General features: G+C 71.6%; 15 protein-coding genes. 11 read left to right on the forward strand and 4 right to left on the reverse strand.

Features of this window, described 5'->3' with window-relative positions; genetic code table 11:
- The 3 genes from ABD332_RS46470 to ABD332_RS46480 all read left to right on the forward strand — a co-directional run.
- The coding region (locus ABD332_RS46470) for an ABC transporter ATP-binding protein (protein WP_344511123.1) at positions 1–1,859 on the forward strand (1,859 nt) is incomplete at its 5' end.
- The gene (locus tag ABD332_RS46475) at positions 1,856–2,296 is read left to right on the forward strand and encodes a S26 family signal peptidase (RefSeq protein ID WP_344511125.1); all 441 of its coding nucleotides are present in this window, start codon (positions 1,856–1,858) and stop codon (positions 2,294–2,296) included. The genes ABD332_RS46470 and ABD332_RS46475, both read left to right, overlap by 4 nt.
- Before the next feature lie 122 nt (positions 2,297–2,418).
- Entirely contained in the window at positions 2,419–3,924 is a 1,506-nt protein-coding gene (locus ABD332_RS46480; RefSeq protein ID WP_344511127.1) for a hypothetical protein, read from the forward strand.
- 214 nt (positions 3,925–4,138) lie between these two features.
- Here ABD332_RS46480 and ABD332_RS46485 read toward each other — a convergent pair whose 3' ends face one another.
- The 3 genes from ABD332_RS46485 to ABD332_RS46495 all read right to left on the reverse strand — a co-directional run bounded on the left by ABD332_RS46485 (position 4,139) and on the right by ABD332_RS46495 (position 8,081).
- Entirely contained in the window at positions 4,139–5,395 is a 1,257-nt protein-coding gene (locus ABD332_RS46485; protein ID WP_344511129.1) for a methyl-accepting chemotaxis protein, read from the reverse strand.
- A gap of 185 nt (positions 5,396–5,580) precedes the next feature.
- Entirely contained in the window at positions 5,581–7,188 is a 1,608-nt protein-coding gene (locus tag ABD332_RS46490) for an ABC transporter permease (RefSeq protein ID WP_344511131.1), read from the reverse strand.
- Complete coding sequence (locus ABD332_RS46495; protein WP_344511133.1) at positions 7,185–8,081, reverse strand: ABC transporter ATP-binding protein; 897 nt, start codon at positions 8,079–8,081, stop codon at positions 7,185–7,187. Before ABD332_RS46495 ends, ABD332_RS46490 begins: the two co-directional genes overlap by 4 nt.
- Before the next feature lie 71 nt (positions 8,082–8,152).
- On the opposite strand from ABD332_RS46495, the gene ABD332_RS46500 reads away from it, so the two are divergent.
- Positions 8,153–8,626: a GbsR/MarR family transcriptional regulator gene (locus ABD332_RS46500; RefSeq protein WP_344511135.1), complete on the forward strand. Its 474-nt coding sequence runs from the start codon at positions 8,153–8,155 to the stop codon at positions 8,624–8,626.
- Between the two features lie 66 nt (positions 8,627–8,692).
- Here the strand turns inward: ABD332_RS46500 and ABD332_RS46505 are convergent, their stop codons facing one another.
- Positions 8,693–10,792 (reverse strand): ThuA domain-containing protein, encoded by a 2,100-nt coding sequence (locus ABD332_RS46505; protein ID WP_344511137.1) that lies wholly within the window; start codon positions 10,790–10,792, stop codon positions 8,693–8,695.
- 1,045 nt (positions 10,793–11,837) lie between these two features.
- Here ABD332_RS46505 and ABD332_RS46510 point away from each other — a divergent pair.
- The 7 genes from ABD332_RS46510 to ABD332_RS46540 all read left to right on the forward strand — a co-directional run bounded on the left by ABD332_RS46510 (position 11,838) and on the right by ABD332_RS46540 (position 22,045).
- Positions 11,838–15,215, forward strand: a complete 3,378-nt coding sequence (locus ABD332_RS46510; protein WP_344511139.1) for a ThuA domain-containing protein — start codon at positions 11,838–11,840, stop codon at positions 15,213–15,215.
- Positions 15,216–15,312: 97 nt separating this feature from the next.
- On the forward strand, positions 15,313–16,617 hold the full coding sequence (locus ABD332_RS46515) for a sugar phosphate isomerase/epimerase family protein (RefSeq protein ID WP_344511141.1): 1,305 nt from the start codon (positions 15,313–15,315) through the stop codon (positions 16,615–16,617).
- Between the two features lie 162 nt (positions 16,618–16,779).
- Entirely contained in the window at positions 16,780–16,905 is a 126-nt protein-coding gene (locus tag ABD332_RS46520) for a hypothetical protein (RefSeq protein WP_344511143.1), read from the forward strand.
- 54 nt (positions 16,906–16,959) lie between these two features.
- A complete protein-coding gene (locus tag ABD332_RS46525; RefSeq protein WP_344511145.1) occupies positions 16,960–17,484 on the forward strand; it encodes an isochorismatase family protein in 525 nt (174 codons plus the stop codon).
- A 171-nt stretch (positions 17,485–17,655) separates the two neighbouring features.
- Positions 17,656–18,492, forward strand: coding sequence for a hypothetical protein (locus ABD332_RS46530; RefSeq protein WP_344511147.1), 837 nt, complete (start codon positions 17,656–17,658; stop codon positions 18,490–18,492).
- 257 nt (positions 18,493–18,749) lie between these two features.
- Positions 18,750–20,579: a DUF4118 domain-containing protein gene (locus ABD332_RS46535; protein ID WP_344511149.1), complete on the forward strand. Its 1,830-nt coding sequence runs from the start codon at positions 18,750–18,752 to the stop codon at positions 20,577–20,579.
- 44 nt (positions 20,580–20,623) lie between these two features.
- Positions 20,624–22,045: an RtcB family protein gene (locus ABD332_RS46540; RefSeq protein ID WP_344511151.1), complete on the forward strand. Its 1,422-nt coding sequence runs from the start codon at positions 20,624–20,626 to the stop codon at positions 22,043–22,045.
- Positions 22,046–22,157: the final 112 nt, after the last annotated feature.

Genomic DNA, 22,157 nt, shown 5'->3' on the forward strand with positions numbered 1-22,157 from the left:
GGCGTGCCCTCGCCGTCGCCGCCGGCCGGGCCGCCGGCATGGTCTGGCGCGCGGCCCGCGGCCACGTCCTCGGGTACGTCGCCGCGACCGTGGTCACCGCGGCGGCCCCGGTCGCGATGGCCTGGCTCACCCGGGAGCTGCTGGACCGGGTCGCCGGGCCGGGCCGGGCCGTCGCGGCCGTCGGGCTGCTCAGCCTGGCGCTTGCCCTGGCCGCCGCCGGTGCCGCCCTCGCCGTCGCCGTGCAGGCTGCGGAGTACCTCCGCAGCGAGGTGGACCGGCGGGCCGCGCTGCGCGGCAAGGACGAGCTCTTCGCCGCGGTGTCGAGCCTTCCCGGGCTGGCCCGCTTCGAGAGCCCGGCGTTCCTCGACCGGCTGCGGCTGGGCGTGCTCAGCGCGGCCAACCCCGGGCGGCTCGTGGACACCGCGCTGGCGGGAGTCCGCAGCGGGCTGACGGTCGCCGGGTTCGTCGGCTCGCTGGCCCTGATCAGCCCGGCGTTCACCGGCGTCGTCCTCGCCTCGGCCGTGCCGGCGCTGTTCATCGAGCTGCGCCTGTCGCGCCAGCGGACCGGCATGCTGTGGCGGATCGGGCCCGTGGAGCGGCGCGGCCTGTTCTACTCCAACCTGCTGTCCACCGTGGACGCCGCCAAGGAGATCCGGCTCTTCGACCTCGGCGGCTTCCTGCGCGGCCGGATGCTCGACGAGCAGCGCACCGCCGACGCGGCCCGGCGCCGCATGGACCGCCGCGAGCTGTTGGTCCAGGGCGGGCTGGCGGGCAGCTCGGCCGTGGTTGCCGGGGCCGGCCTGGTGTGGGCGATCCTCGCCGCCGGCGACGGCCGGCTCGGCGTGGGTGACGTGTCGATGTTCGTGGCCGCGATGGCCGGCGTACAGGCGTCCCTGGGCACGGTCGTCTCGGCCGGGGTGATGGCCTACGAGCACCTGTTGACGTTCCATCACTACGTCGCGGTGGTCACCGCCGAGCCCGACCTGCCGGTGCCGGCGTCACCCCGGCCGCTGCCGCCGCTGCGCCGGGGGATCGAGCTGCGCGATGTGTGGTTCCGTTACAGCCCCGACCACCCGTGGGTGCTGCGCGGGCTGAACCTGACCATCCCGTGCGGGCAGACGGTCGCCCTGGTCGGGCGCAACGGCGGCGGCAAGAGCACCCTGGTGAAGCTGCTGTGCCGGTTCTACGACCCGACCCGCGGCGAGATCCGCTGGGACGGCGTGGACATCCGGGACGTGCCGCCGGCGCAGCTGCGGGCCAGGATCGGCGCGGTCTTCCAGGACTTCGTGTCCTATGAGCTGACCGCCACCGAGAACATCGCGGTCGGCGACCTGTCCGCCGCCGCCGACCCGCGGCGCGTCGCCGACGCGGCCCGGGAGGCCGGGGTGCACGACGCCCTGTCCGCGCTGCCCCGCGGGTACCGGACGATGCTGAGCCGCGCCTTCGACGCCGACCCGGAGGGCGCCGGGTCCTCCACCGGCGTGCTGCTGTCCGGCGGCCAGTGGCAGCGGGTGGCGCTGGCCCGGGCGTTCCTGCGCCGCGACCGGGACCTGCTGATCCTGGACGAGCCGAGCGCCGGCCTGGACCCCGAGGCGGAGCACCAGGTGCACACCCACCTGCGCACCCTGCGGACCGGCCGGACCAGCCTGGTCGTGTCGCACCGGCTCGGCGCGGTCCGCGACGCCGACCGGATCGTGGTCCTGGCCGACGGCGTCGTGGCCGAGGAAGGCACCCACGCCGAACTGGTCGCCGCGGACGGTGGCTACGCGCGGCTCTTCGCCCGCCAGGCGGCCGGCTACCGCGACACCGTGCCCGCTGAGCCCGCTGAGCCCGCTGAGCCCTTCAGGGTGCACGGATGATGTGGCTCCCGCTCGCCACGGCGGTGCTGGCCGCCCTCGGCGCCGTGTGGTGGCTGCGCCGGCGCTACCTGACGGTCACCGTCGACGGCCCCAGCATGCTGCCCACGTACCGCCCGGGCGAACGCCTCCTGGTCCGCCGGATCCCACCGGCAGCGCTGCGCACCGGCCAGGTGGTGGTCTTCACGGCCTCGCCCCCACCCCCACCGGCACCCCAGCGACCCGCGCGGATCGTCAAGCGCGTGGCCGCCGCCCCCGGCGACCCCATCCCGCGCGACACCGTGCCCGCCCTGCGCACCGTCCCGGGCAACCACGTCCCTCCCGACCGCGTGGTCCTGCTGGGCGACAACCCCGTCGTGTCCCACGACTCCCGCCGCTCCGGCTACTTCACCACCGACCGCCTCCTCGGCGTCGTCATCCGCCGCCTGGGCGCACCGTAGGACGGAATTGGTTGGACGGCACCGATCGTGCGGGCCGATACTGTGCGGCTGGTCTCCGGTTGACCGGCGTCCGGAGGCGATCGCCCACCGGGCCGTCGCGACGACGGGGCTGGGTGGTCATCGTGGAGCAGCGTTCGGAAGAAGCCGTCCTGCGTCGCCTGTACGCCGGGATTCGTGAGCGGCGGTCGCCGCAGGACGTGGCGGTGGACATCGTGGAGCTCGGCGCGCAGCGGTGGCTGAGCGCGGTGGGCTGCCGGGACCTGTATTCGATGATGCGGTATCAGCGGGCGCGTCAGCTGGTGGTGGCGCAGGACGGGCCGGCGGTGTGGACCGGGCCGGTCGGGTCGTCGATGCCGACGACGTGGCGGCATCATCCGGGGCTGGCCAGGGCGTACGAGACGGCCAAGGTCGCGGTGGACGCCGTCGCGCTCGCCGCGGCGCGACCGGCACCGGTGGCGGCGGACCCGGCCGAGCCGGCGGCGCTGCACCTGTGGCTCGGGTCGGCCCTGACGCTGCTCGGCCTCCCCGACGAGGATCCATGGCCGGCCCGCCGGACGGTCCCGCGCCGTCCGGTGCCGATCTCGTGGGCGGGCGGCACCTACTACCGGCTGCGCAAGCCGGCCGGGGCGCGGGGCGACCGGGGCGGGCACGCCGACGCCCGGGACCGGATGGCCGCCGCCACCCGCCGGGAGCTGCTCCCCGGGGTTTCGGTGCGCACGTACCGCCGGGCGGTGCGGGCCGTGCTGCACCTGCAGCAGCGCACCGAGGTGCTGGCCGCCGAACGGGACCGCGAGGCGTCGGTGGCGTTCGGCAAGGCGCGGCTGGCGTACCTCGTCACCGAGGAGGACTTCGTCGCGTGCCCGGCCACCGCCGCGTTCACCGCGTACTACGTGGCGCGGCTGAACATGCGGACCCTGTTCACGTCGGGGCGCCAGGCCCGGCCCATGGACACTCTCGCCGAGCAGCTGCTGGCGGCCGCGCTGTCGAGCCCGGCCTGCCGGCCGTGGGTGCTGGCGTCGGTGCTGACGCGGTGGTCGGTGCTGGACCGGCTCGACGACACGCAGTGCGGCCGGCTGATGGGGCTGTACTACGAGCAGCTCGCCGCGTCGGCGCGGGCACTGCGGCGCGCCTACGACGTGCGCCGCGACCCCACCCACATGATCATGCGGGCCGGCGACGACTCGTCGACGTGGAACAGCGCGTCCCGGGCGTTCAACCAGGCCCGCACCGGCTGGCTGAATCTGACGCGCGGACTCGGGTACGACGACGTCATCGAGGCGAGCTGCCCGGGCAAGGTGCCCGCGCTGGTGGCGGCCGACGTGGCGGCCTGGCACCGGCTGGAGGGCCGCGACCAGCACGCGGACGTGCAGGTGTGGGCGGACCTGCCGGTGCCGTGGGACGTCGTGCTCGGTGACGACTCGTGCGACGCCGACCTGGTGCGGCAGGCGTGCCGCCGGCACGGGGTGGATCCGGAGGCCACCGGCTGGACGCAGCCGTACCGTCAGGGCATGACCGAGCTGCCGGCGCCGGCCCGGGATCTGGTGCACGGAGTGACGGTGTCGTCGTCGCTGCTGGCCGGGCTCCTGCGGGAGACCGGCGTGTTCTCCGGACAGACACAGCGGCGATAACGCCTTGCGCCGACCGGCGCGATCGACGAGGCTGACGTGGCACGGCGGTAGCTCAGAGAGCCGGAGGAGGCTCCGGCCCGGCAGAGCGGGCGGCTCACGAACCTTCCGCCCCGTCCCCGTTTCGACCACGGGTCGTCGTGCACACAGGCCAGGTGTCCGGAACCGTCCGGGCGCCTGGCCTGTGTGGTGCTGCGGGCTGAGCGCGGATCGGGGCTCAGAACAGTCCAGAGGGCGGTGAACCGGCAGCCGAGGCCGTCGAGTCCACTGTGGATGGTGGTGGCGGCGGCGGTACGTAGGCACCGGCGCCGATCCGGGTGACCGCCACCGCCTCGTAGGCGGACGTCAGCGAGCTGAGGTTGGCGGCGATCGAGGCCAGCGCGGCGACGGAGTTGGCGACCTGCCGGGTGCCGTCGGTGGAGCGGCTGGCGGCTGCGGCCAGGTCGTTGATGGTCGACGTCAGCGCCTGGGTGGTGTCGCCGGTGTCGTGGACCCGCCGGGTCATCTCGGCCGTGACGTTGCGCTGGTCGTCCACCGCCGCGGTGATGTCCGCCTGGTGGCCGGTGATCTCGTGGATGACCTTCGTGATCGAGCCGAGCGCCGTCGCGGTGGCCTCCGCGTCGGTGCGGATGGCCGCCACCTGCGCGTCGATGCTGCCGGTGGCCTCGGCGGTCTGCTGGGCGAGGCCCTTCACCTCGTCGGCGACCACCGCGAAGCCCTTGCCGCTCGCGCCGGCCCGCGCCGCCTCGATGGTGGCGTTGAGCGCGAGCAGGTTCGTCTGGGCGGCGACACCGTTGATGAACGCGACCACGCCGCTGATCTCGGCGCTGGACGTGCCCAGCCGGGTCACGCTGACCTGGGTGTCGGCGGCCGTCGTGACGCCCTGCTGCGCCACCCGCCCGGCGTTGCCGGCCCGCTCGGCGATCGCGTCGATGCTGGTCCGCACCGCGTCGGCCCCGGACAGCAGGCCGCGCATGTTGGCGGTGACGTCGTCGATGGACCCGGACAGCAGCACCGCCTGCTGGGCGGTCTCCGCGGTGTGGCGGGTGACCGTCGAGGCGTTCGTGGCCAGGTCGTCGGCGGCGTCGCGCAGGTTGTGCGCCTGCTGTGCGATGCCGGTCATGAGCGTGCGCATGCCCTCGGTGGCCTGGTTGATGGTGCCCGCGATCCAGCCCATCTCGTCGTCCCGCGCGATCGGCAGCTCCAGGTCGAGACGGCCGTTGGCGAGCGCGTCGAGCGCGGACATGGCGCGGCGCATCCGGCGGGCGAGCCGCCGTGCCGCGTGCACCGCCTCGGCGAGCAGCACCGCCACGACGCCGGCCACGACCAGGGCGACGTGCCGGTAGGTGGTGTCGCCGGAGTCCAGACCCAGCCAGATCAGCGTGATGGCGAGCGGGAGCACCGCCGCGACCACCGTCCGGGCGGTCAGCTCGAACACGATCGTGCGCCACCAGCGGCGCTCGGGTCGTTTCACGGCCGGCTCTGGTGACGATGGGGACACAGTTCCCCATCGGCGACCACCGCGCGGAGTTGAGGCCGATGGGCTGCTTCGTTCGTGGATCCGGCCGGGGTGCGGCGGCGCCGCCGGGCGTCCTGCCCCGGGCGCCGCTCGATCGCGGTGGAGCCGGGGCAGGCGTGTGCTGCGGGAGGACGGGCCGCTCAGGTGATGGGGACGTCGCGGCGGCGGAAGCCGGCCAGGCCGGCGACGACCAGGGCGACGGTGATCGCGGTCAGGACCAGCAGCGGTGCCGCGGCGACCGGCCCGCCCGGGACGTGGGGGATGTGGGTGAAGGGGGAGACGTCCAGCAGCGCCTGGCTCAGCTGCAGCGCGGCGCCGACCTGCCCCAGGATCACGCACAGCGACAGCGCCGCCCAGCCGATCGCCGGGGCGCGGCGGGGCGCCAGGCCGAAGACCGCCACGGTGAGCGCGGCGAGGAGCCAGATCGCGGGCAGCTGGACCAGCGCGCCGGCCAGGACGCGGGGGAGCTCCCGCCCGACGGCGCCGGTCGCCGTGCCGTAGAGGAGCCCGGCGGCGAGACCGGTCACGACCATCACGAGCGTCGGGCCGAGGAACGCGAAGACGAGGTGCGACGCGGCCCACCGCAGCCGGCTCACGCCGGTGGCCAGCAGGGCCTCGCTGCGCAGCGCCGCCTCCTCGGTGCGCATCCGCAGCGCCGCGGAGATGCCGTAGGCGGCGACCGCGATCGCGCCGAGGCCGAGCGAGCCGGCGATGAACACGTCGCCGGCGCCGGACGCGCCGCCGAGGCGCTCCATGATCTGCTTGAGCTGCTCGTTGTCGGCCAGCAGATCCCCCGAGGTCTTCGCGACGCCGCCGAAGAGCAGCCCGCCGACGATCCCGAGGCCGATCAGCCAGCCGTACAGGGAGCCGCGGTGCAGCCGCCACGCGAGCGCCAGCGGGCTGGCGAGCCCGGGTCCGGCCGACGCCGGGCCGAGCTTCGGGGGCAGCAGCCCGGCGCCGACGTCGCGGCGGGCCGACAGGCGCAGCGCGAGCGCGGTGACGGCGAGCACGGCGGCGGCGATGACCGCGAACACCCACCAGTGGTCGCCGGCATAGGCGCGCACGTGGTAGATCCAGCCGAGCGGCGAGACCCACGACAGCCATGACAGACCACCGCCGGCGACGTCGCCGGCGCCCCGCACCCCGAACGCGACGCCGACAATGGCGACGCCGATGCCCCGGGCCGCGCCCGCGCCCTCGCTGAGCTGCGCGGCGGCCGCGCCGACGGCGCCGAAGAGGATGCCGGCGCACGCCCAGGCCAGTCCCATGGCGGCGGCGCCGCCGGCCGGCGTGTGCTGGCTGATCATGCCGAGCGTGACGAGCGCGCCGACGAGCACGCTCGCGCAGGAGATGGTGGCCAGCGCCGCGGCGACCGGGGCATGGCGGCCGACGACGGTCGCGCCGAGCAGCTCGCGGCGCCCGGCCTCCTCCTCGACCCGGGTGTGCCGGATGACGAACAGCACCCCGATCAGCGCCATGATCACCATGCCGGTCGCGGACCGCCAGTAGATCAGCGCCCCGAGGCTCGCGTTGTCCGGCTTCGTCCCGTAGAACAGCAGCAGCATCGGGTTGCCGGCGAGGTTGTCGATGTAGCCCTGCCGCCCGGCGTCGGTCGGGTAGAGCTGCGCGGTGCCGGACGCGAGGGACAGCGGCAGCAGGCCCAGCAGCAGCATCCAGATCGGCAGCAGCACCCGGTCGCGGCGGACGATGAGGCGGGCGAGGGCGCCGGTGCCGGTGAACGCGCTCATTTCGACGGCTCCGTCTCGTAGTGACGCAGGAAGAGCTCCTCGAGCGTCGGCGGCTGGCTGACGAGGCTGCGCACGCCGTGCGAGGTCAGCTGGCGCAGCACGGTGTCGAGTTGCGCCGAGTCGACCTGGAGCCGCACCTGGTGGTCGCGCACGTGCAGGTCGTGGACGCCGGCCAGATCGGCGAGGCCGTTGGGCGGGGTGCTCAGCTCGGCGGAGATGGACGTGCGCGTCAGGTGCCGCAGCTGCGTCAGGGTGCCGGTCTCGACGGTGCGGCCCTGGCGGATGATGCTGACCCGGTCGCAGAGCGCCTCGACCTCCGACAGGATGTGGCTGGACAGCAGCACGGTGCGGCCGCGCTGCTCGGTCTCCTCGGCGACGACCTGCCGAAACACCTCCTCCATCAACGGGTCCAGGCCGGAGGTGGGCTCGTCGAGCAGCAGCAGCTCGACGTCGGAGGCGAGCGCGGCGATGAGGCCTACCTTCTGCCGGTTGCCCTTGGAGTAGGCGCGGCCCTTCTTGCGGGGGTCGAGGTCGAAGCGCTCGAGCAGCTCGTCGCGGCGGGCCCGGTTCACCCCGCCGCGCAGCCGGCCCAGCAGGTCGATGACCTCGCCGCCGGAGAGGTTGGGCCACAGGGTGACGTCGCCCGGCACGTACGCCAGCCGCCGGTGCAGCGAGACGGCGTCGTGCCACGGGTCGCCGCCGAGCAGCCGCGCGGTGCCGCCGTCGGCGCGCTGCAGGCCGAGCAGGATCCGGATGGTGGTGGTCTTGCCTGCCCCGTTGGGACCGAGGAACCCGTGCACCTCGCCCTGCGCGACGGTCAGATCGAGGCCGTCCAGCGCGGTGGTCTGGCCGAACCGCTTGATCAGTCCGGCGACCTCAATGGAGTTTTCCATGCTTCAGACGCTACACTCATTTCACACAAGTGTGAAAGTTCGTGTTGGACAATTGACGGATGGAATCCCACATGCGAGATGAGGCGGCGTTACGGGCCTTCGTGGAGGACATGGCCAGGCTGCTCGGCGACTGGGGCTTCCCGCGCATGGCCGGCCGGGTCGTCTTCACGCTCATGGCCGCCGACGAGCGGTCGCTGACCGCCGGCGAGCTGGCCGACCGCCTGGGTGTCAGCGCCGCCGCGATCTCCGGCGCCGTGCGCTACCTGTCGCAGATCTCGATGGTGGCCCGCGAGCACGTCCCCGGCGACCGTCGCGACCGCTACCGGCTCGTCGACGATTCCTGGTATGAGGTGACGGTCGCCAAGATGACCCTGCTGAAGACCCTCGCCGACGCCGCCGACGTGGGCGCGGCCGCGGCGGGCGGACCCGGCACCACCGCCGGCGCCCGGCTCGCCGGGATGCATGACTTCTACACCTGGGTGCAGGACCGGCTGCCGGCCCTGCTCGACCAGTGGGCCGCGGAGAAGGCGGCCAAGGCGGACTGAGTGCCCGGAGACGGACCTGCCGCCGGCCCGTTGGGGGGCCGGCGGCAGGTCGGTCGGGTGCGGGAGCTACTTCAGGGACTTCATCCAGTCCCGCAGCTGGCGGGCCTGGCGGTCGAGCTCGCCACGCGCCGCGTCGGTGCCGGCGGCGGGGGAGCCGGCCAGCGCGATGATCTTGTTGAGTGAGGTGCCCGCGGCGTTGTAGTCCAGCCGCAGGTACGCGGCCTGGGCCTCGTCGAGGAGCGCGGTGACCGCCGCGGCGGACTCCGGGTCCAGGGTGCCACCGGCGGCGCCGGCGGTGATCAGCGTGCGGGTCTGCCGGAAGGTCGAGCAGTTCGCCTCGCTCTGCCCGGCCGTCCAGTTGATGCCCGCCAGCAGGATCCTGGTGAAGTCCTCACGGTAGTACTGCGCGCGGTCGTGGCCGAGGATGAGCGAGAAGGCGCGGCCGCCGTCGTAGTTCTGGCACCACGCGATCGGGTGGTCGCCACCCATCAGCGCCATCGGGACGTTCGCGGCGTTGCCGCTGTTGAGGCTCCGGCGGTACGTCGACTCCTCGAGGCTCAGCAGCGTGTGCACCTCGGCCCGCGGGTTGTGGTCGAAGTTGTACAGCTCGTCGATGGTGAGCCAGGTCTTCGGCAGGTGCGCCGTGGCCGGGTTCGTCGGGTCCTCGGTGTTGACCTGCACGTTGATGCAGCTGCCGCAGGTGCCCTCGCCGTTCTGCCCGCCCGGGTGGTTGGTGAACCACGCCCCGACCAGGTCGCGGTACCAGGCCACGTTGTGGATCGCGTCGGACGCGCCGTGCAGCCCGACGAAGCCGCCGCCGGCCTGGATGTACCCCTGGAACGCGGCCAGCTCGGCGGCGTTGAGCGCGTCGGACGCCGGCGCGCTGTTGGGGTTGGTCCCGTCCACCGGGGAGCCGAAGATGACCGTCTTGTACTTCGCCAGGTCGGCGGCGGAGGTGAACGGCGTGCTCGACAGCGACGCCGGGGCCAGCCGCGGGTCCCAGATGTCGACGTCGAAGCCGTGCTGCTGACCCCACTGCTGGACGAGCAGGGCGGTGTCGGCGATGTGGTCGTGGCGGAAGCCCTTGGTGGCCGAGAAGTACAGCACCCGGTAGGTGGCGCCGGGGAAGTTCGTCGAGGCCGCGAGCGGCGTCGCCGGCGCGATCGGGTTGGGCCCGATGGCCGGCGTGACGGTCATGCCGGTCGCCGGCTCGGCCGGGAGCTTCCCGGCGAGCTTGTCCTGCAGGTAGCGGGCGTCGCCGACGAGCGTGTCCCGGGCCGCGCCGGAGACCGATGCGTCCTGTGCGGCGGCGACGAACTGGTTGAGGGCCCGCTTCGCCTGGTTGACGTTGCCCGCCTCCGCGAGGCCCGCCGCCTCCGTCAGCTTGGCCCGCAGGCCGGCGCCGAGGTCCGCGCCGATCGCGCCGGCGGTGACGTAGCCGCCGATCAGGGTGTCGAGTTCGGCGAACGACGTGGTCACCACGAAGGTCTGCTCGAAGTGCGCCGCGTTGCCGGCGGCGTCGCTGGCCACCACGCTGATCGTGTGCGCTCCGGTGGCCAGGGTGGAGGTGGCGACGGGCAGCGGGGTCGTCTCGGTCTGGTCGATCCACATCCGGTGGATGAAGACACCGCCGGAGCCCGGCGCGGGATCGGTGCGGGTCGGGATCAGCGTGGCGGTGTGGCCGACGTGCCCGTCGACGATGCCGGGCCAGCTGACCACCGGGGCGACGGTGTCGACCCGGACCGTGATCGTGCGGACGGCCTCGGCCGAGCCGTCGCCGCCGACGGCGCGGTACCCGACCGTGGTGGTGCCCTGCTGGGTGATCTGCACGGAGCCGCTCAGGCTCGCGGGGAACGGACCGGTCGCGGATACCGCGGTCTGGAACGGTGCCGTGTTGCCGAGCCGGTACTCCAGGCGCTGGACGCCGTTGGCCGCGTCGGTCGCGGACAGGTTCAGCGTGACCGGGCCGCGGTAGTAGTTGTTGGTGCCGCTGGGGGTGGCCGGGGTGAGTGTGGCCGGCGCGCTCGTCGGCGCGGCCCATGCCGGGGTGGCGATGACGAGCGACCCGACGGTCATGGACGCGACGGGCACGGCGGCGACCAGGCACCGTAACAGGTGCCGGCGGGCGTCTGGGCGGGCTCGGCCGGAGGTGGTTTGGCTGGGCATGGTCTTCCTTCCGGTTCAGGAACAGGAAAGGCGAACGAACGGGTCTCCGATGCGGCCGGAAGGGTCCCGTCCCTCCGGCCGCACCGGCCAACCACTCCGACTTCGCCGCCTCCGGCTGTGGAGCGCACCCACAGCCGGACCCTCTGGGCAGCGATGCCGGAGAGCTTCTGTATCGCCGCGTGCGTCGCCGGCACGTGTGCATGCGTCGATGGCAACGGTGGTCCCGGCGGCGCGTCCGTGAGGACGGCCGTGGGGTCAGCGTTGCTCGACGGTCACGGTGCGCAGGTCATCGCGGCGGGTGCAGGCACGGATCGAGCCGGCTGCGGTGTGCTGCGTGGTGGGTGTCAGAGCTGAAGTGCAAGCGGACCACCTCCCCGGCTCGTTCACATCGTTGAAACAGTGCTGCCCCGTGGCCGACACAGTAAGAGCCTTCCGCTCAGGATGTCCAGAGCTTCGATGTTTTACGAACCAACTTTCGTTCATCTCAGCGAAAGTGAATTTTTGTCCTCACGCCGCATTCGCAGGTGTCGCCGTGTTCGGTGCGCCTGCGGCAGTGCAGAAAGCCTGATCGTCAGCTGCCATATGGCGATCCGCCGCATGTCACGGCCGATTCGACGGCCCGCCGGAGCGACGTGTAACGCGAATCGCTCGCGTTCCGCTCCTTCGAATAGGGGCAATCTCAAGACCGCCAAGAGTGCCTCCGGGAGGCTGGTGGCCGAAAGGAACTTTTGTAAGCACGATTAAAAGTTACGACCATCCAAACCGAACTTTTGCTTGATTAGCTCTTTCTTTTTGACAGAGTCGAGTTATACGGTGTCGCCAACAGGTTGACCGAGCCAGTCGCTCGCCCCGCTGAGCGGGATCCCGGCGAGCACTGACGCGCAGCTCGGTCACACCACTGCGGTTCGACACACACCCCGTACGCCTCCCTCCGGGCGTGCTGCACCACCACACCCGTCACCCGAACGGACGTCGTCCGCTCGCGGCGCCACCCCGCCGCGGCCTCCGACGGTCCGTTCGCCCTGCACCCTGCGGAGGAGGTCCCATGACCAGAGCTCCGGGCCGTCGCGTCACCACTGCGTACGCTGGCCTGCTAGCGCTCGTCGCATCCACGTTGGTCGGGACGGTGTCGGCGTCCGCCCCGGCGGTCGCCGCGCCTCAACCGAACAGCAATGGCATCCAGTACAAGGTTCTGGCATTCACCAAGTCGGTCGGCGCGAAACACGCGTCGACCTCGGCCGGCGTCAACGCGCTCAAGGAGCTGGGCAAGCAGCTCCGGTTCACCGTCGAGGAGACCGACGACGCCAGGAAGTTCGACGAGCCTCACCTCAAGCAGTTCCGGGTGGTCGTCTTCCTCAACACCGCCGGCGACGTGCTCGACGCGACGCAGCAGGCCGCGTTCGAGTCGTACTACCGTGACGGCGGCGGCTTCGTCGGCATCCACTCGGCGATCGAGACCGAGCCGGACTGGCAGTTCCTCACCGATGTCCTCGGCACCAGGGCGGCCGGCTCGTCGGGCGTCACGAAGGCCACCGTCAAGGTGGCGGACCGCGTGCACCCGGCGTCGGCGAACCTGCCCGAGCGCTGGGACCGCACGGATCAGTGGTACAACTTCACGTCGAACGTGCGGGGCTTCTCGCACGTGCTGGCGACCGTCGATGAGAACACCTACACCGGCGGCACGATGGGGTACGACCACCCGATCACCTGGTGCAAGGACTACCAGGGCGGCCGCTCGTTCTACACGGGTCTGGGTGACACGCCGGCGAGCTTCGCCACGCCCGACCTGCGGGCCCACCTCGGTGGCGCGATCCAGTGGGCGGCCGGCCAGACCGACGGCGACTGTGGCGCGACCGTGCTGGCGAACTACCAGATGGACTACATCGCCGCGCCGCCGAACGTCAGTGAGCCGATCGGCTTCGACGTGCTGCCCGACGGCCGCGTCGTGCAGACCGACCGCCGTGGCGGCGTCCGCCTGCACGACCCGGCGACCAACACCACCCACCTGCTGGCGCAGATCCCCGTGTACATGGCCAGCGAGGACGGCATGTACGGCCCGGCGATCGACAACGACTTCGCCAACAACCACTGGGTCTACGTGTACTACTCGCCGCTGACCCAGGAGGCGCCGTACCCGCAGACGACGCCGACCGCGAACTCGCCGACCACCGGCGCGGACCCCAGCGTCTGGGACCCGTGGAAGGGCTACTTCCAGCTGTCCCGGTTCAAGTTCGTCGACGGGCCGACCCCGACCCTCGACGTGGCGTCCGAGCAGAAGATCATGAAGGTGCCGGTCGACCGCGGGGCCTGCTGCCACGTGGCCGGTGACATCACCTTCGACAAGGACAACAACCTGTGGATGGTGACCGGCGACGACACCCCTGCGGGTGGCGGCAACTCCGGTGGCTTCGCGCCGTTCAACGACATGCTCACCACGACCGGGCAGTACAACGCCCCGTACGTCGACGCCCGTCGCTCGGCGATGAACACCAACGACCTGCGTGGCAAGGTCCTGCGCATCAAGGTCCAGGGTGACGGCTCGTACACCATCCCGACCGGCAACCTGTTCACCGGCAACGAGGAGGGCGGCGGCAAGACCCGGCCCGAGATCTACGCCATGGGCTTCCGCAACCCGTTCCGCATCACCGTGGACAAGAACGGCGTCGCCTACGTCACCGACTACTCGCCCGACTCCTCGACGCCGCAGGTGAACCGCGGTCCCGCGGGCACCGGCCGGATGGAGATCGTGCGGAAGCCGGCCAACTACGGCTGGCCGCTGTGCTACTCGCCGTCCCTGCCGTACTACCGGTGGAACTTCAACACCTCGACGCCGCTGGACACCCCGGCCCAGGCGTTCGAGTGCAACAACCCGGAGCGCGGCCCGGCCAACACGTCCCGGTGGAACACCGGCCTGACGTACGCGCCGCCGATCGCGACGCCTGACATGTGGTACTCGTTCCAGGACAACAACGCGGCCAACCCGCTCGGCACGCCCTGCGCGGCGTACTACATGCAGTCCCCGCCCGGGAAGTGCCCGCAGCTGTTCCCGGAGCTCGGCACCGGCGGCGTCGGCCCGCACGGCGCGGCCAAGTACGACTACGACGCGAACAACCCCAACCCGACGAAGTTCCCGGCGTACTACGACCAGTCCATCTTCTTCGGCGAGTTCACCCGCGACTATCTGCGGGAGATCCGCCTGGACTCGTCCGGGCAGGTCTTCAAGATCAACGATCTGCTCAGCTGCGGCCAGGGTCCCGCGACGCCGGCCCGCCCGTTCCTGTGCGACAACCCCATGGACATGATGTGGGGCAAGGACGGCAACTTCTACCTGCTGACCTACGGTGACGGCTTCTTCAACATCAACCCCGACGCCGCGCTGGTGAAGTTCAGCTACGTGAAGGGCACCCGGGCACCGGTCGCGAAGCTGTCGGCCAGCCCGACCGACGGCGTCGGGCCGCTGACCGTCGCGTTCTCCAGCGAGGGCTCGAACGACCCGGACCCGGCCGACTCCATCAAGTTCGCCTGGGACTTCGACGGCAACGGCACGACCGACTCCGTCGACCCCAACCCGTCGTTCACCTACACCACCAACGGGGTGTACACGGCCCGGCTGACCGTCACGGACTCGAGCGGCAAGACGGCCTCGGCGAACACGACGATCACCGTCGGCAACACCTCGCCGACGGTCAAGGTCAACGTGCCGATCGAGGGCGGACTGTTCGCCTTCGGCGACAACATCCCGTTCAACGTCACGGTCACCGACCCGCAGGACGGTGCGATCGACTGCTCCCGGGTCGAGGTGACGTTCGTGCTCGGGCACGACAGCCACGGCCACGCCGAGTCGACCGCGAACGGCTGTTCCGGGACGCTGCCCACGTTCGACGAGGACGTCTCGCACGGCGGCAACGTGTTCGGCGTGATCAGTGTCTCGTACACGGACAAGGGCGGTCCCGGCGGCATCCCGGCGCTGACCACGGTCGCGCAGACGACCATCCGGCAGAAGAAGCAGGAGCTCGAGTTCGCCGTCGACCAGTCCGGCACGAACACGGCGGCGACCACCGACACCGGCGGCGGCCTGCAACGCGGCAGCCTCGGCAGCGGTGACTGGATCGCCCTCAACGGCACGGTCGACCTGAAGAACATCAACTCGCTGACGTTCCGCACATCGGGTGGCAGCGGCGCGGCCGGTACCGGATCCGTCGAGGTCCGCCTGGACTCGCTCACCGGACCGGTCCTGACCACGGTCACGATCGCGCCCACCGCGAACGCCAACACGTTCGCCAGCCAGACCTTCCCGATCACTGACCCGGGCGGCGCACACCGGATCTACCTGGTGTTCCGTCCCGTCACGGGCGGGCCGACGAACAACTTCTTCAACCTCAACTGGGTGGAGTTCGGCGGTCAGGGCGTGAGCGCGCCCTAGCTCCACCACCCACCGGGGCGGGGTGCGCCACCCCCCGCAGTGCTCCGCACCCTGCCCCGGTCTGAAGCACCCGCACTACCAGCAGAAGGAGCAACACATGTCCGGAAAGATCAACCGCCGCCGGTTACTGGCCGGCGCCGGCCTCACTGCGGCTGCCGCGTTCAGCCCGCTCGGCCCGGCCTCCGTCTTCTCCGCCACGGCGGCGAGCGCGGCCAACGGCCGGCTCATCCCCGGCGGGAAGCTCGGCACCATCACGTACAGCCAGCGTGACGTCCCGACCCGGCTCGGCATCGCGGCGAGCGCCGCGCTGGGTGTGGCGCCGACGATGGGCTACCTGGGCGGCCGCAACTTCCCCCAGGACCCGACCGACCTCGGCCCGCTGGTGCCGCTGCCGGGCGGCTGGCTCGAGCTGTTCGAGTTCCTGGCCAAGGCCGGCTTCAAGCAGATCGAGTTCGCCGGCTACGGCCAGCACGCCTCGAACCCGGGCGGCGCCGCGCCGAACCCGGCGCCGGGCGGTGTCACCACCCCGGAGGCTCGGGCGGCCTACCTCGCGTACGCCCGCACCCTGCGTGGCTTCCTCGACGCCTTCGGCCTGGAGGCGATCGGCAACCACGGGTTCGTCCCGAACACCTGGAACGGCCCGGGCAGCGCCGGCGGCGCGATGACCGCCCAGGACTACAACCGGCTGCAGGCCGAGCTGGAGTTCGCGGCGATCCTCGGCATGCCGTTCATGGGCACGGGCAGCGACCCGACGAGCGCCAACAACCGCAACATCGAGCCGTGGACCCTCGCGGGCGAGAAGTGGTCGGCGCTCAACGAGATCAGCGTGGGGCAGTGGGGCATCCAGATGTACACCCACAACCACTCGCCGGCGTACAACTTCCTGCAGGACGGCCCGCTGGTCACCGTCACGCAGCACCGCATCACCGGTGAGCCGATCGCGCCGACCCAGGTCCGCGGCGAGTCGGGCAAGCGGCTCATGCAGCACTACCTCGACGTCACCAACCCCGACCTCGTCGTCATCGAGATGGACGTCTACTGGGCCCACGTCGCTCAGCACCAGCACCGCTGGCGCTACGACTGGGAGGGCAAGCGCGTCGAGGACATCTTCGACCCGACCGCCCAGGTCGCCAAGCAGACCAAGCGGTACCCGCTGTTCCACGCCAAGGACGGCGACGCCACCGGCCAGGCCCCCGGCGTGGGTGACGGCTACTCGTGGATCCCGTTCGGCGACCCCCGTAGCGACATCAACTACAAGGGGTTCTACAGCAACATCGGCGCCAAGGGCTTCCACAACTCGAACTACGAGCAGGACAACGCCCCCGGCGGTAACGGCGACCCCGGCCAGTCGCTGAGGTTCGCCAGGATCAGCGCCGCAGGGATGGCGGCCCTGCGCGGCTGACCCGCCCGGCCCGAGGCCGTCCCCGGCGCTGCCGCCCGGGGACGGCCTTTGGTCGTCTTCCCGCAGCCCGCGTGTGACCTGCGGCAAGAACCTTGCCGCGCCGCGGGGGAGCTGCCGAAAGGTACGACGATTCAGTCGTCCTCTCACGTTGTCGCGCACACCATGACCGCCGTCGCCGCCAACGCCTCCGCCACGACCACGGAGGCCGCCTCGGCGCAGCGCTCCGCGGCGAGCCTCGCCACCATGGCCGGCGAGCTGCGCGACATCGCCGCCTCGTTCCGCCACTGACCCCTGTGCCACGGTCGGCTTCGCCGTCCGCCGGCGCCGGATAGGCTTCCGGACATGACGTCCGCCGCATCGAGCACCGCCCTGATCGTCGTGGACCTGATGCCGCGCGTCGTCGAGCGGGACCTGGGCCCGCACCGCGGCGCGGACGTCGTGGCCCGGTCCGCCGACCTCGCCACGGCGGCGCGCAAGGCGGGCGGCACCGTCGTCCTGGTCCGCGTCGAGCGGCCGAACGTCACGGAGCAGCCGCCGGGCAGCGGCTTCGTGCCGGAGATGGAGCCGCAGGACGGCGACGTCGTCATCGTGAAGCGCACCATCGGCGCCTTCTACGGCACCGGCCTCGCCGACCGGCTGCGCGAGCGCGGCATCGACACCGTCGTCATGGCGGGGATCGCCACCACCATGGGGGTCGAGTCGACCGCCCGGGCCGCCGCCGACCACGGCTTCGAGGTCGTCTTCGCCGCCGACGCGATGAGCGGGCTGACCGCGGCCGAGCACGAGCACGCGCTCACCGTCACCCTGCCACGGTTCGGCGAGGTCCACGACACCGCGTACCTCCTCGACCACCTGTGGCGCGTTTAAACATCGTTTTTGTCCTCAGTCCAGCCATACCGACCAGGTCGCCACCCTCGCCTGACGACGACAGGTAACGAGGAAAGCCGGCCTGAGTACTGTTCCTGCATGTTGACGACGCACGACGCGTGCTGAACCGTCGGAGTGCTGATGTTTGGATCGGCCGAGCATTTTCGTGAGATGGCAGCGGAGTTCGCCGAGGAGATCGGGAGGCCGCCGACCGTCAGGGAGGTGATGGAGATCCTCGAGCTGGCCAGCATCGGCGAGGTGGACGTGTTGCGGCTGCGGTTCACCGCGAACATCAAGGCGACGGCCGGCGTGTCCCGCGTCGGGGATCTGAACGATGCCGCATTCGCGGCCGCGGCCAGTGGGCTGGAGGCGGTGATCGGCTCGGACCTGGACCCGGAGAGCCCCGGCTTCACGGGTGAGGTCGGGCGGCGGCTGACCTCCGCCTTGCGGGAATCGGGCATCGAATACGCGGATGTGGCGCCGGAGGCAGAGGTCCGGGCCAAGGTTTCGGTAGCGCGCAGGCTCAAGCGCACACGGCTCGGCGACGTGGTGGCTGCGCCGATTCCGGCGGGTGGTTATCGCATCGGTGTGATCGTCGCCAAGAATGCGTTCGGTCTGGCGATCGGGTTCTTCGAGACGGTCGTTCCCGTGCCACGGGTGCCGGCGTCCACCGACAAGGTCGTGCCGTTTCCGATGTACAAGTTGGGCGACTCGATCGAGTCCGGACGGTGGCCGATCATCGGCAACGACGAGCGGTTGCTCGACCGATTTCCGCGCGACCCGGAGATTTACCATCGGCCTGACTGGCCGTCGAAGCCCCGCCGCGGTGAGTTCGGCGCCGCAGAGAACAGCGCGCGTGTCCTCCGCAAGATCGATGTGGAGGAGGCCCGGGCGGTCGGCCTGCTGGATGGCACCTACCATCAGTTTCTGCCCGGCCAGCGGATGCTGCGCTGGCTGGACGACCGCTACCCGCCGGGCGGTCGAGGCGATCAGAGGCCGGCTCCTTAATGCGGGTGGCTCAACCTGAGCTGGTCCTGGCCAGGTAGGCCTGGGCCAACTGGTGCCGGCAGCGCGAGGCGGTCCCAGCGCAGCCGTATCCGTCACGGACCGAGTCGCTGCTTCCGGGCTAACATTGGAGCGGTGACGCGAGGTTACGTCACGACATTCAACCAGAGATGCCCGGTTCGTTGCCGCGGTCAAAGGCCAGACGCAGCCGCCGTGTGTTGTCGCAAGGTGGAGGGGCGTCGTTGATACGGGCGCGCCTGATGGCATTGTTGCTACGTCCGAAGCCGCCACCGCTCGCGCTCGGGCTGATGGCTGCCGTGATACTCATCGCGGCGGAGACCGCCCTGTTGTTTCCCCTCAAGGCAGGTGTCGCAGAGGGCGCCAGAAGCGTGGTCTACCTCTGCGGCGTCATGGTCGTCTCAACCTTGTGGGGCGCCGGACTCGGCGTGGTGACCGCGGTGGTCAGCGCCCTCGCCTACAACTATTTCCACGTTCCGCCCTACTGGACGTTGCACCTCAACGCGCGCCGGGACATGCAGAGCATTGTGGTCTTCATCGCGGCCGGGCTGTTGACCAGCTTCCTTGCAGACCTGGCCCGGTCCCGCGCCGCCGAGGCATCGCAGCGACAGCAGGAGGCCGACCTCGCCGCCGAGCTGGCCCACCGGATGTTGCGCGCTGGCGATCTGCGCTCGGTCCTTGGTCCGGCGTCACAACGGATCGCGGAGGTGTTCGCGCTACGGTCCGCGGCCATCGAGCTCGGGGCGGTTCCCGGGGACGAGCGGCGGGCCGCGTTGCCGTTGTACGACCGCGCGACGTGTCTGGGCACCCTGCTGGTCCCGGCGGACCTCCCTGAACCGACGCTGGAGCGCCTGCGGAAACGGGTGGTGCCATCGCTGGAATCGCTCCTGTTCGCGGAGTTCGGCCGTGAGGCGATCACCAACTCGCTGAAAGCGAGTCGTGAAGAGGCCACCAGGCTGATGGAGGAACAGGCCGCGATGCGGCGGGTGGCCACCCTGGTCGCGCATGGAGCCGCACCGATCGAGGTCTTCGGTGCGGTGACGAGGGAGCTGTGCCGGATCTGCGGCCCCCAGAACACCGGTCTCGTCCGCTACGAGCCGGACGGCACGGGCACCCTCGTCTCGGGCCGCAACGAGGCCGACATCGCCCAGATGCCGGCCGGAACGTCCATCCAGCTTGAGGGAGACTGCGTGTCCGGGATCGTCAAGCGCACCGGTCGCTCGGCCCGGGTGAGCTATGACAAGGCCGTAGGTCCCACCGCAGCGACCTTGCGTGAGCTCGGCATCCGTTCGGGGGTCGGCGTTCCGGTCGTGGTCGGAGGTCGTCTCTGGGGCGCGGCCCTCGCCTCGACCACGTCGCCCACGCCGATACCGGCTGCCGCCGAGGCACGCCTGGTCGACTTCACCGAGCTGGTCGCGACTGCGATCGCCAACGCCGACAGCCGTACACAGCTCACCGCCTCCCGCGCCCGCGTCGTCGCCGCCGCGGACGACGCTCGCCGCCGACTCGAGCGTGACCTGCACGACGGCGCACAGCAACGTCTCATCTCGCTCGGCCTCCGACTGCGCTCTGTGGAAGCCGCAATGCCGCCCGGCTTGGACACGATCAGGGAGGAAGTGGCACTCGCCGCGAATGGCCTGACCGGTGTCTGCGAGGACCTGCGGGAGATCTCCCGGGGCATCCATCCGGCGATCCTGTCCGAGGGTGGGCTGGGCCCGGCGCTCAAGACGCTTGCCCGCCGCAGCGCGATTCCGGTGGAGCTCACGCTGGGCATCGACCGGCGGTTGCCCGAACGGGCCGAGGTCACTGCGTACTTCATCGTGTCCGAAGCACTCGCGAACGCCGCCAAACACGCCCAGGCGACCGTGGTCTGTGTCGACGCCGAAGCCTGTGACGGACTCCTTGAGCTCTCGATCCGGGACAACGGCATCGGGGGAGTCGACACCGGCAACGGGTCCGGACTGATCGGCCTGCAGGACCGCACCGAGGCACTCGGCGGCCAGATGGAGGTCGTAAGCCCGGTCGGCAGCGGCACAGCACTACTGTTCAGCATTCCGATCGACGGCATCTGAGCGACAACGGAGGTCTGCCGCACACGCGGGCCAAGGGGGTGAGCGTGAAACTGGTGCAGGAGTCCGACTACCGGTTCCGCATCGACCGGGACGGCGAGATGCGGGTGCCCGGCGTGGTGTTCGCCTCGCGGGCGCTGCTGCCCGACCCCGCTGGGGACAAGTCCCTGGAGCAGGTGGCCAACGTCGCGACACTGCCCGGGGTGGTGGGCGCGTCGTATGCCATGCCCGACGTGCACTGGGGGTACGGGTTCCCGATCGGCGGGGTCGCCGCCACTGACGTCGCCACCGGCGGGGTGGTCTCCCCCGGCGGTGTCGGGTTCGACATCTCCTGCGGCGTGCGGCTGCTCGCCGCCGACCTCGACCGCCAGGATCTCGCGGAGCCGGCGTTGCGGGCGCTGATGGACGGCCTCGGCGCGGCGACTCCCCGCGGCATGAACCGCGGCGCCGTGTGGGCGCTGCGCGATGCCCGGCAGCTGCGGGAGGTGCTGGCCGGCGGCGCCCGGTACGCGGTGCAGCAGGGCCACGGGGTGCAGCGCGACCTCGACCGCTGCGAGGACGGCGGCGCGGTGGCCGACGCCGACCCCGGGCAGGCCAGCGAGCGGGCGGTGCAGCGCGGGCTGGGCCAGGTGGGCAGCCTCGGGTCGGGAAACCACTTCCTGGAGGTCCAGGTCGTCGACCGGGTCTACGACGAGCCGGCGGCCGAGGCGTTCGGGCTGCGGGCCGGCCAGGTGTGCGTCATGATCCACTGCGGGTCCCGCGGGCTCGGACACCAGATCTGCACCGACCACGTGCGCGTCATAGAACGCGCCATGCACAGGTTCGGTATCAGCGTCCCGGACCGGCAGCTGGCGTGCGCGCCGGTCTCGTCGCCGGAGGGCCAGGCGTATCTCGGGGCGATGGCCGCGGCGGCCAACTACGCCCGCGCCAACCGGCAGTTGCTCGCCGTGGCGGCCCGACGCGTGTTCGGCAGGGTCACCGGTCGGGAGCTGGCGTTGGTGTACGACATCTCGCACAACCTCGCCAAGATCGAGACACACGAGGTGGCCGGGCTGCCGCGGCGGCTGTGCGTGCACCGGAAGGGTGCCACCCGGGCGCTGCCACCTGGCCATCCGGACCTGCCGGCCGACCTGCGCGGCGCCGGGCAACCGGTGCTCATCCCCGGCACCATGGGCACCGCGTCCTATGTGCTCACCGGCCGGCCGGGTGCGCCGGCGTTCGCCTCGACCTGCCACGGCGCCGGCCGTGCGCTCAGCCGCCATCGGGCAGCCAAGACGGTGCACGGCAAGGAGCTGCGCGAGCGGCTGGAGGCCGAGGGCATCATGGTGCGCGGGGCGTCGTGGCGCGGCCTGGCCGAGGAGACACCGGAGGCGTACAAGGACGTCGACACCGTCGTGGACGCCGCGCAGGGCGCCGGGCTGTGCGTGCGGGTCGCGCGGCTGGTGCCGATCGGCGTGGTCAAGGGGTGAGACGACCGGCCGGTCGGTGTGTGCCAGGACCTGTTACGGCAGCTGGCGGGCGACAACATCGCCGTGCGCGGCGACTTCTCCTGCGGTCCGGCCGTAGAGGCGCCGAGGCTGA

Origin of the sequence: Dactylosporangium maewongense (genome assembly GCF_039531485.1) — a bacterium.
GTDB classification, from domain to species: Bacteria; Actinomycetota; Actinomycetes; order Mycobacteriales; family Micromonosporaceae; genus Dactylosporangium; species Dactylosporangium maewongense.

Excerpts from the sequence above, each read along its gene's own strand:
- ABD332_RS46495 (WP_344511133.1), bottom strand. The coding sequence starts at position 8,081 with ATGGAAAACTCCATTGAGGTCGCCGGACTGATCAAGCGGTTCGGCCAG.
- ABD332_RS46525 (WP_344511145.1), top strand. The coding sequence starts at position 16,960 with ATGACGTCCGCCGCATCGAGCACCGCCCTGATCGTCGTGGACCTGATG.
- ABD332_RS46475 (WP_344511125.1), top strand. The coding sequence starts at position 1,856 with ATGATGTGGCTCCCGCTCGCCACGGCGGTGCTGGCCGCCCTCGGCGCC.
- ABD332_RS46535 (WP_344511149.1), top strand. The coding sequence starts at position 18,750 with ATGGCATTGTTGCTACGTCCGAAGCCGCCACCGCTCGCGCTCGGGCTG.
- ABD332_RS46520 (WP_344511143.1), top strand. The coding sequence starts at position 16,780 with ATGACCGCCGTCGCCGCCAACGCCTCCGCCACGACCACGGAGGCCGCC.
- ABD332_RS46510 (WP_344511139.1), top strand. The coding sequence starts at position 11,838 with ATGACCAGAGCTCCGGGCCGTCGCGTCACCACTGCGTACGCTGGCCTG.
- ABD332_RS46505 (WP_344511137.1), bottom strand. The coding sequence starts at position 10,792 with ATGCCCAGCCAAACCACCTCCGGCCGAGCCCGCCCAGACGCCCGCCGG.
- ABD332_RS46515 (WP_344511141.1), top strand. The coding sequence starts at position 15,313 with ATGTCCGGAAAGATCAACCGCCGCCGGTTACTGGCCGGCGCCGGCCTC.
- ABD332_RS46500 (WP_344511135.1), top strand. The coding sequence starts at position 8,153 with ATGCGAGATGAGGCGGCGTTACGGGCCTTCGTGGAGGACATGGCCAGG.
- ABD332_RS46530 (WP_344511147.1), top strand. The coding sequence starts at position 17,656 with ATGGCAGCGGAGTTCGCCGAGGAGATCGGGAGGCCGCCGACCGTCAGG.
- ABD332_RS46490 (WP_344511131.1), bottom strand. The coding sequence starts at position 7,188 with ATGAGCGCGTTCACCGGCACCGGCGCCCTCGCCCGCCTCATCGTCCGC.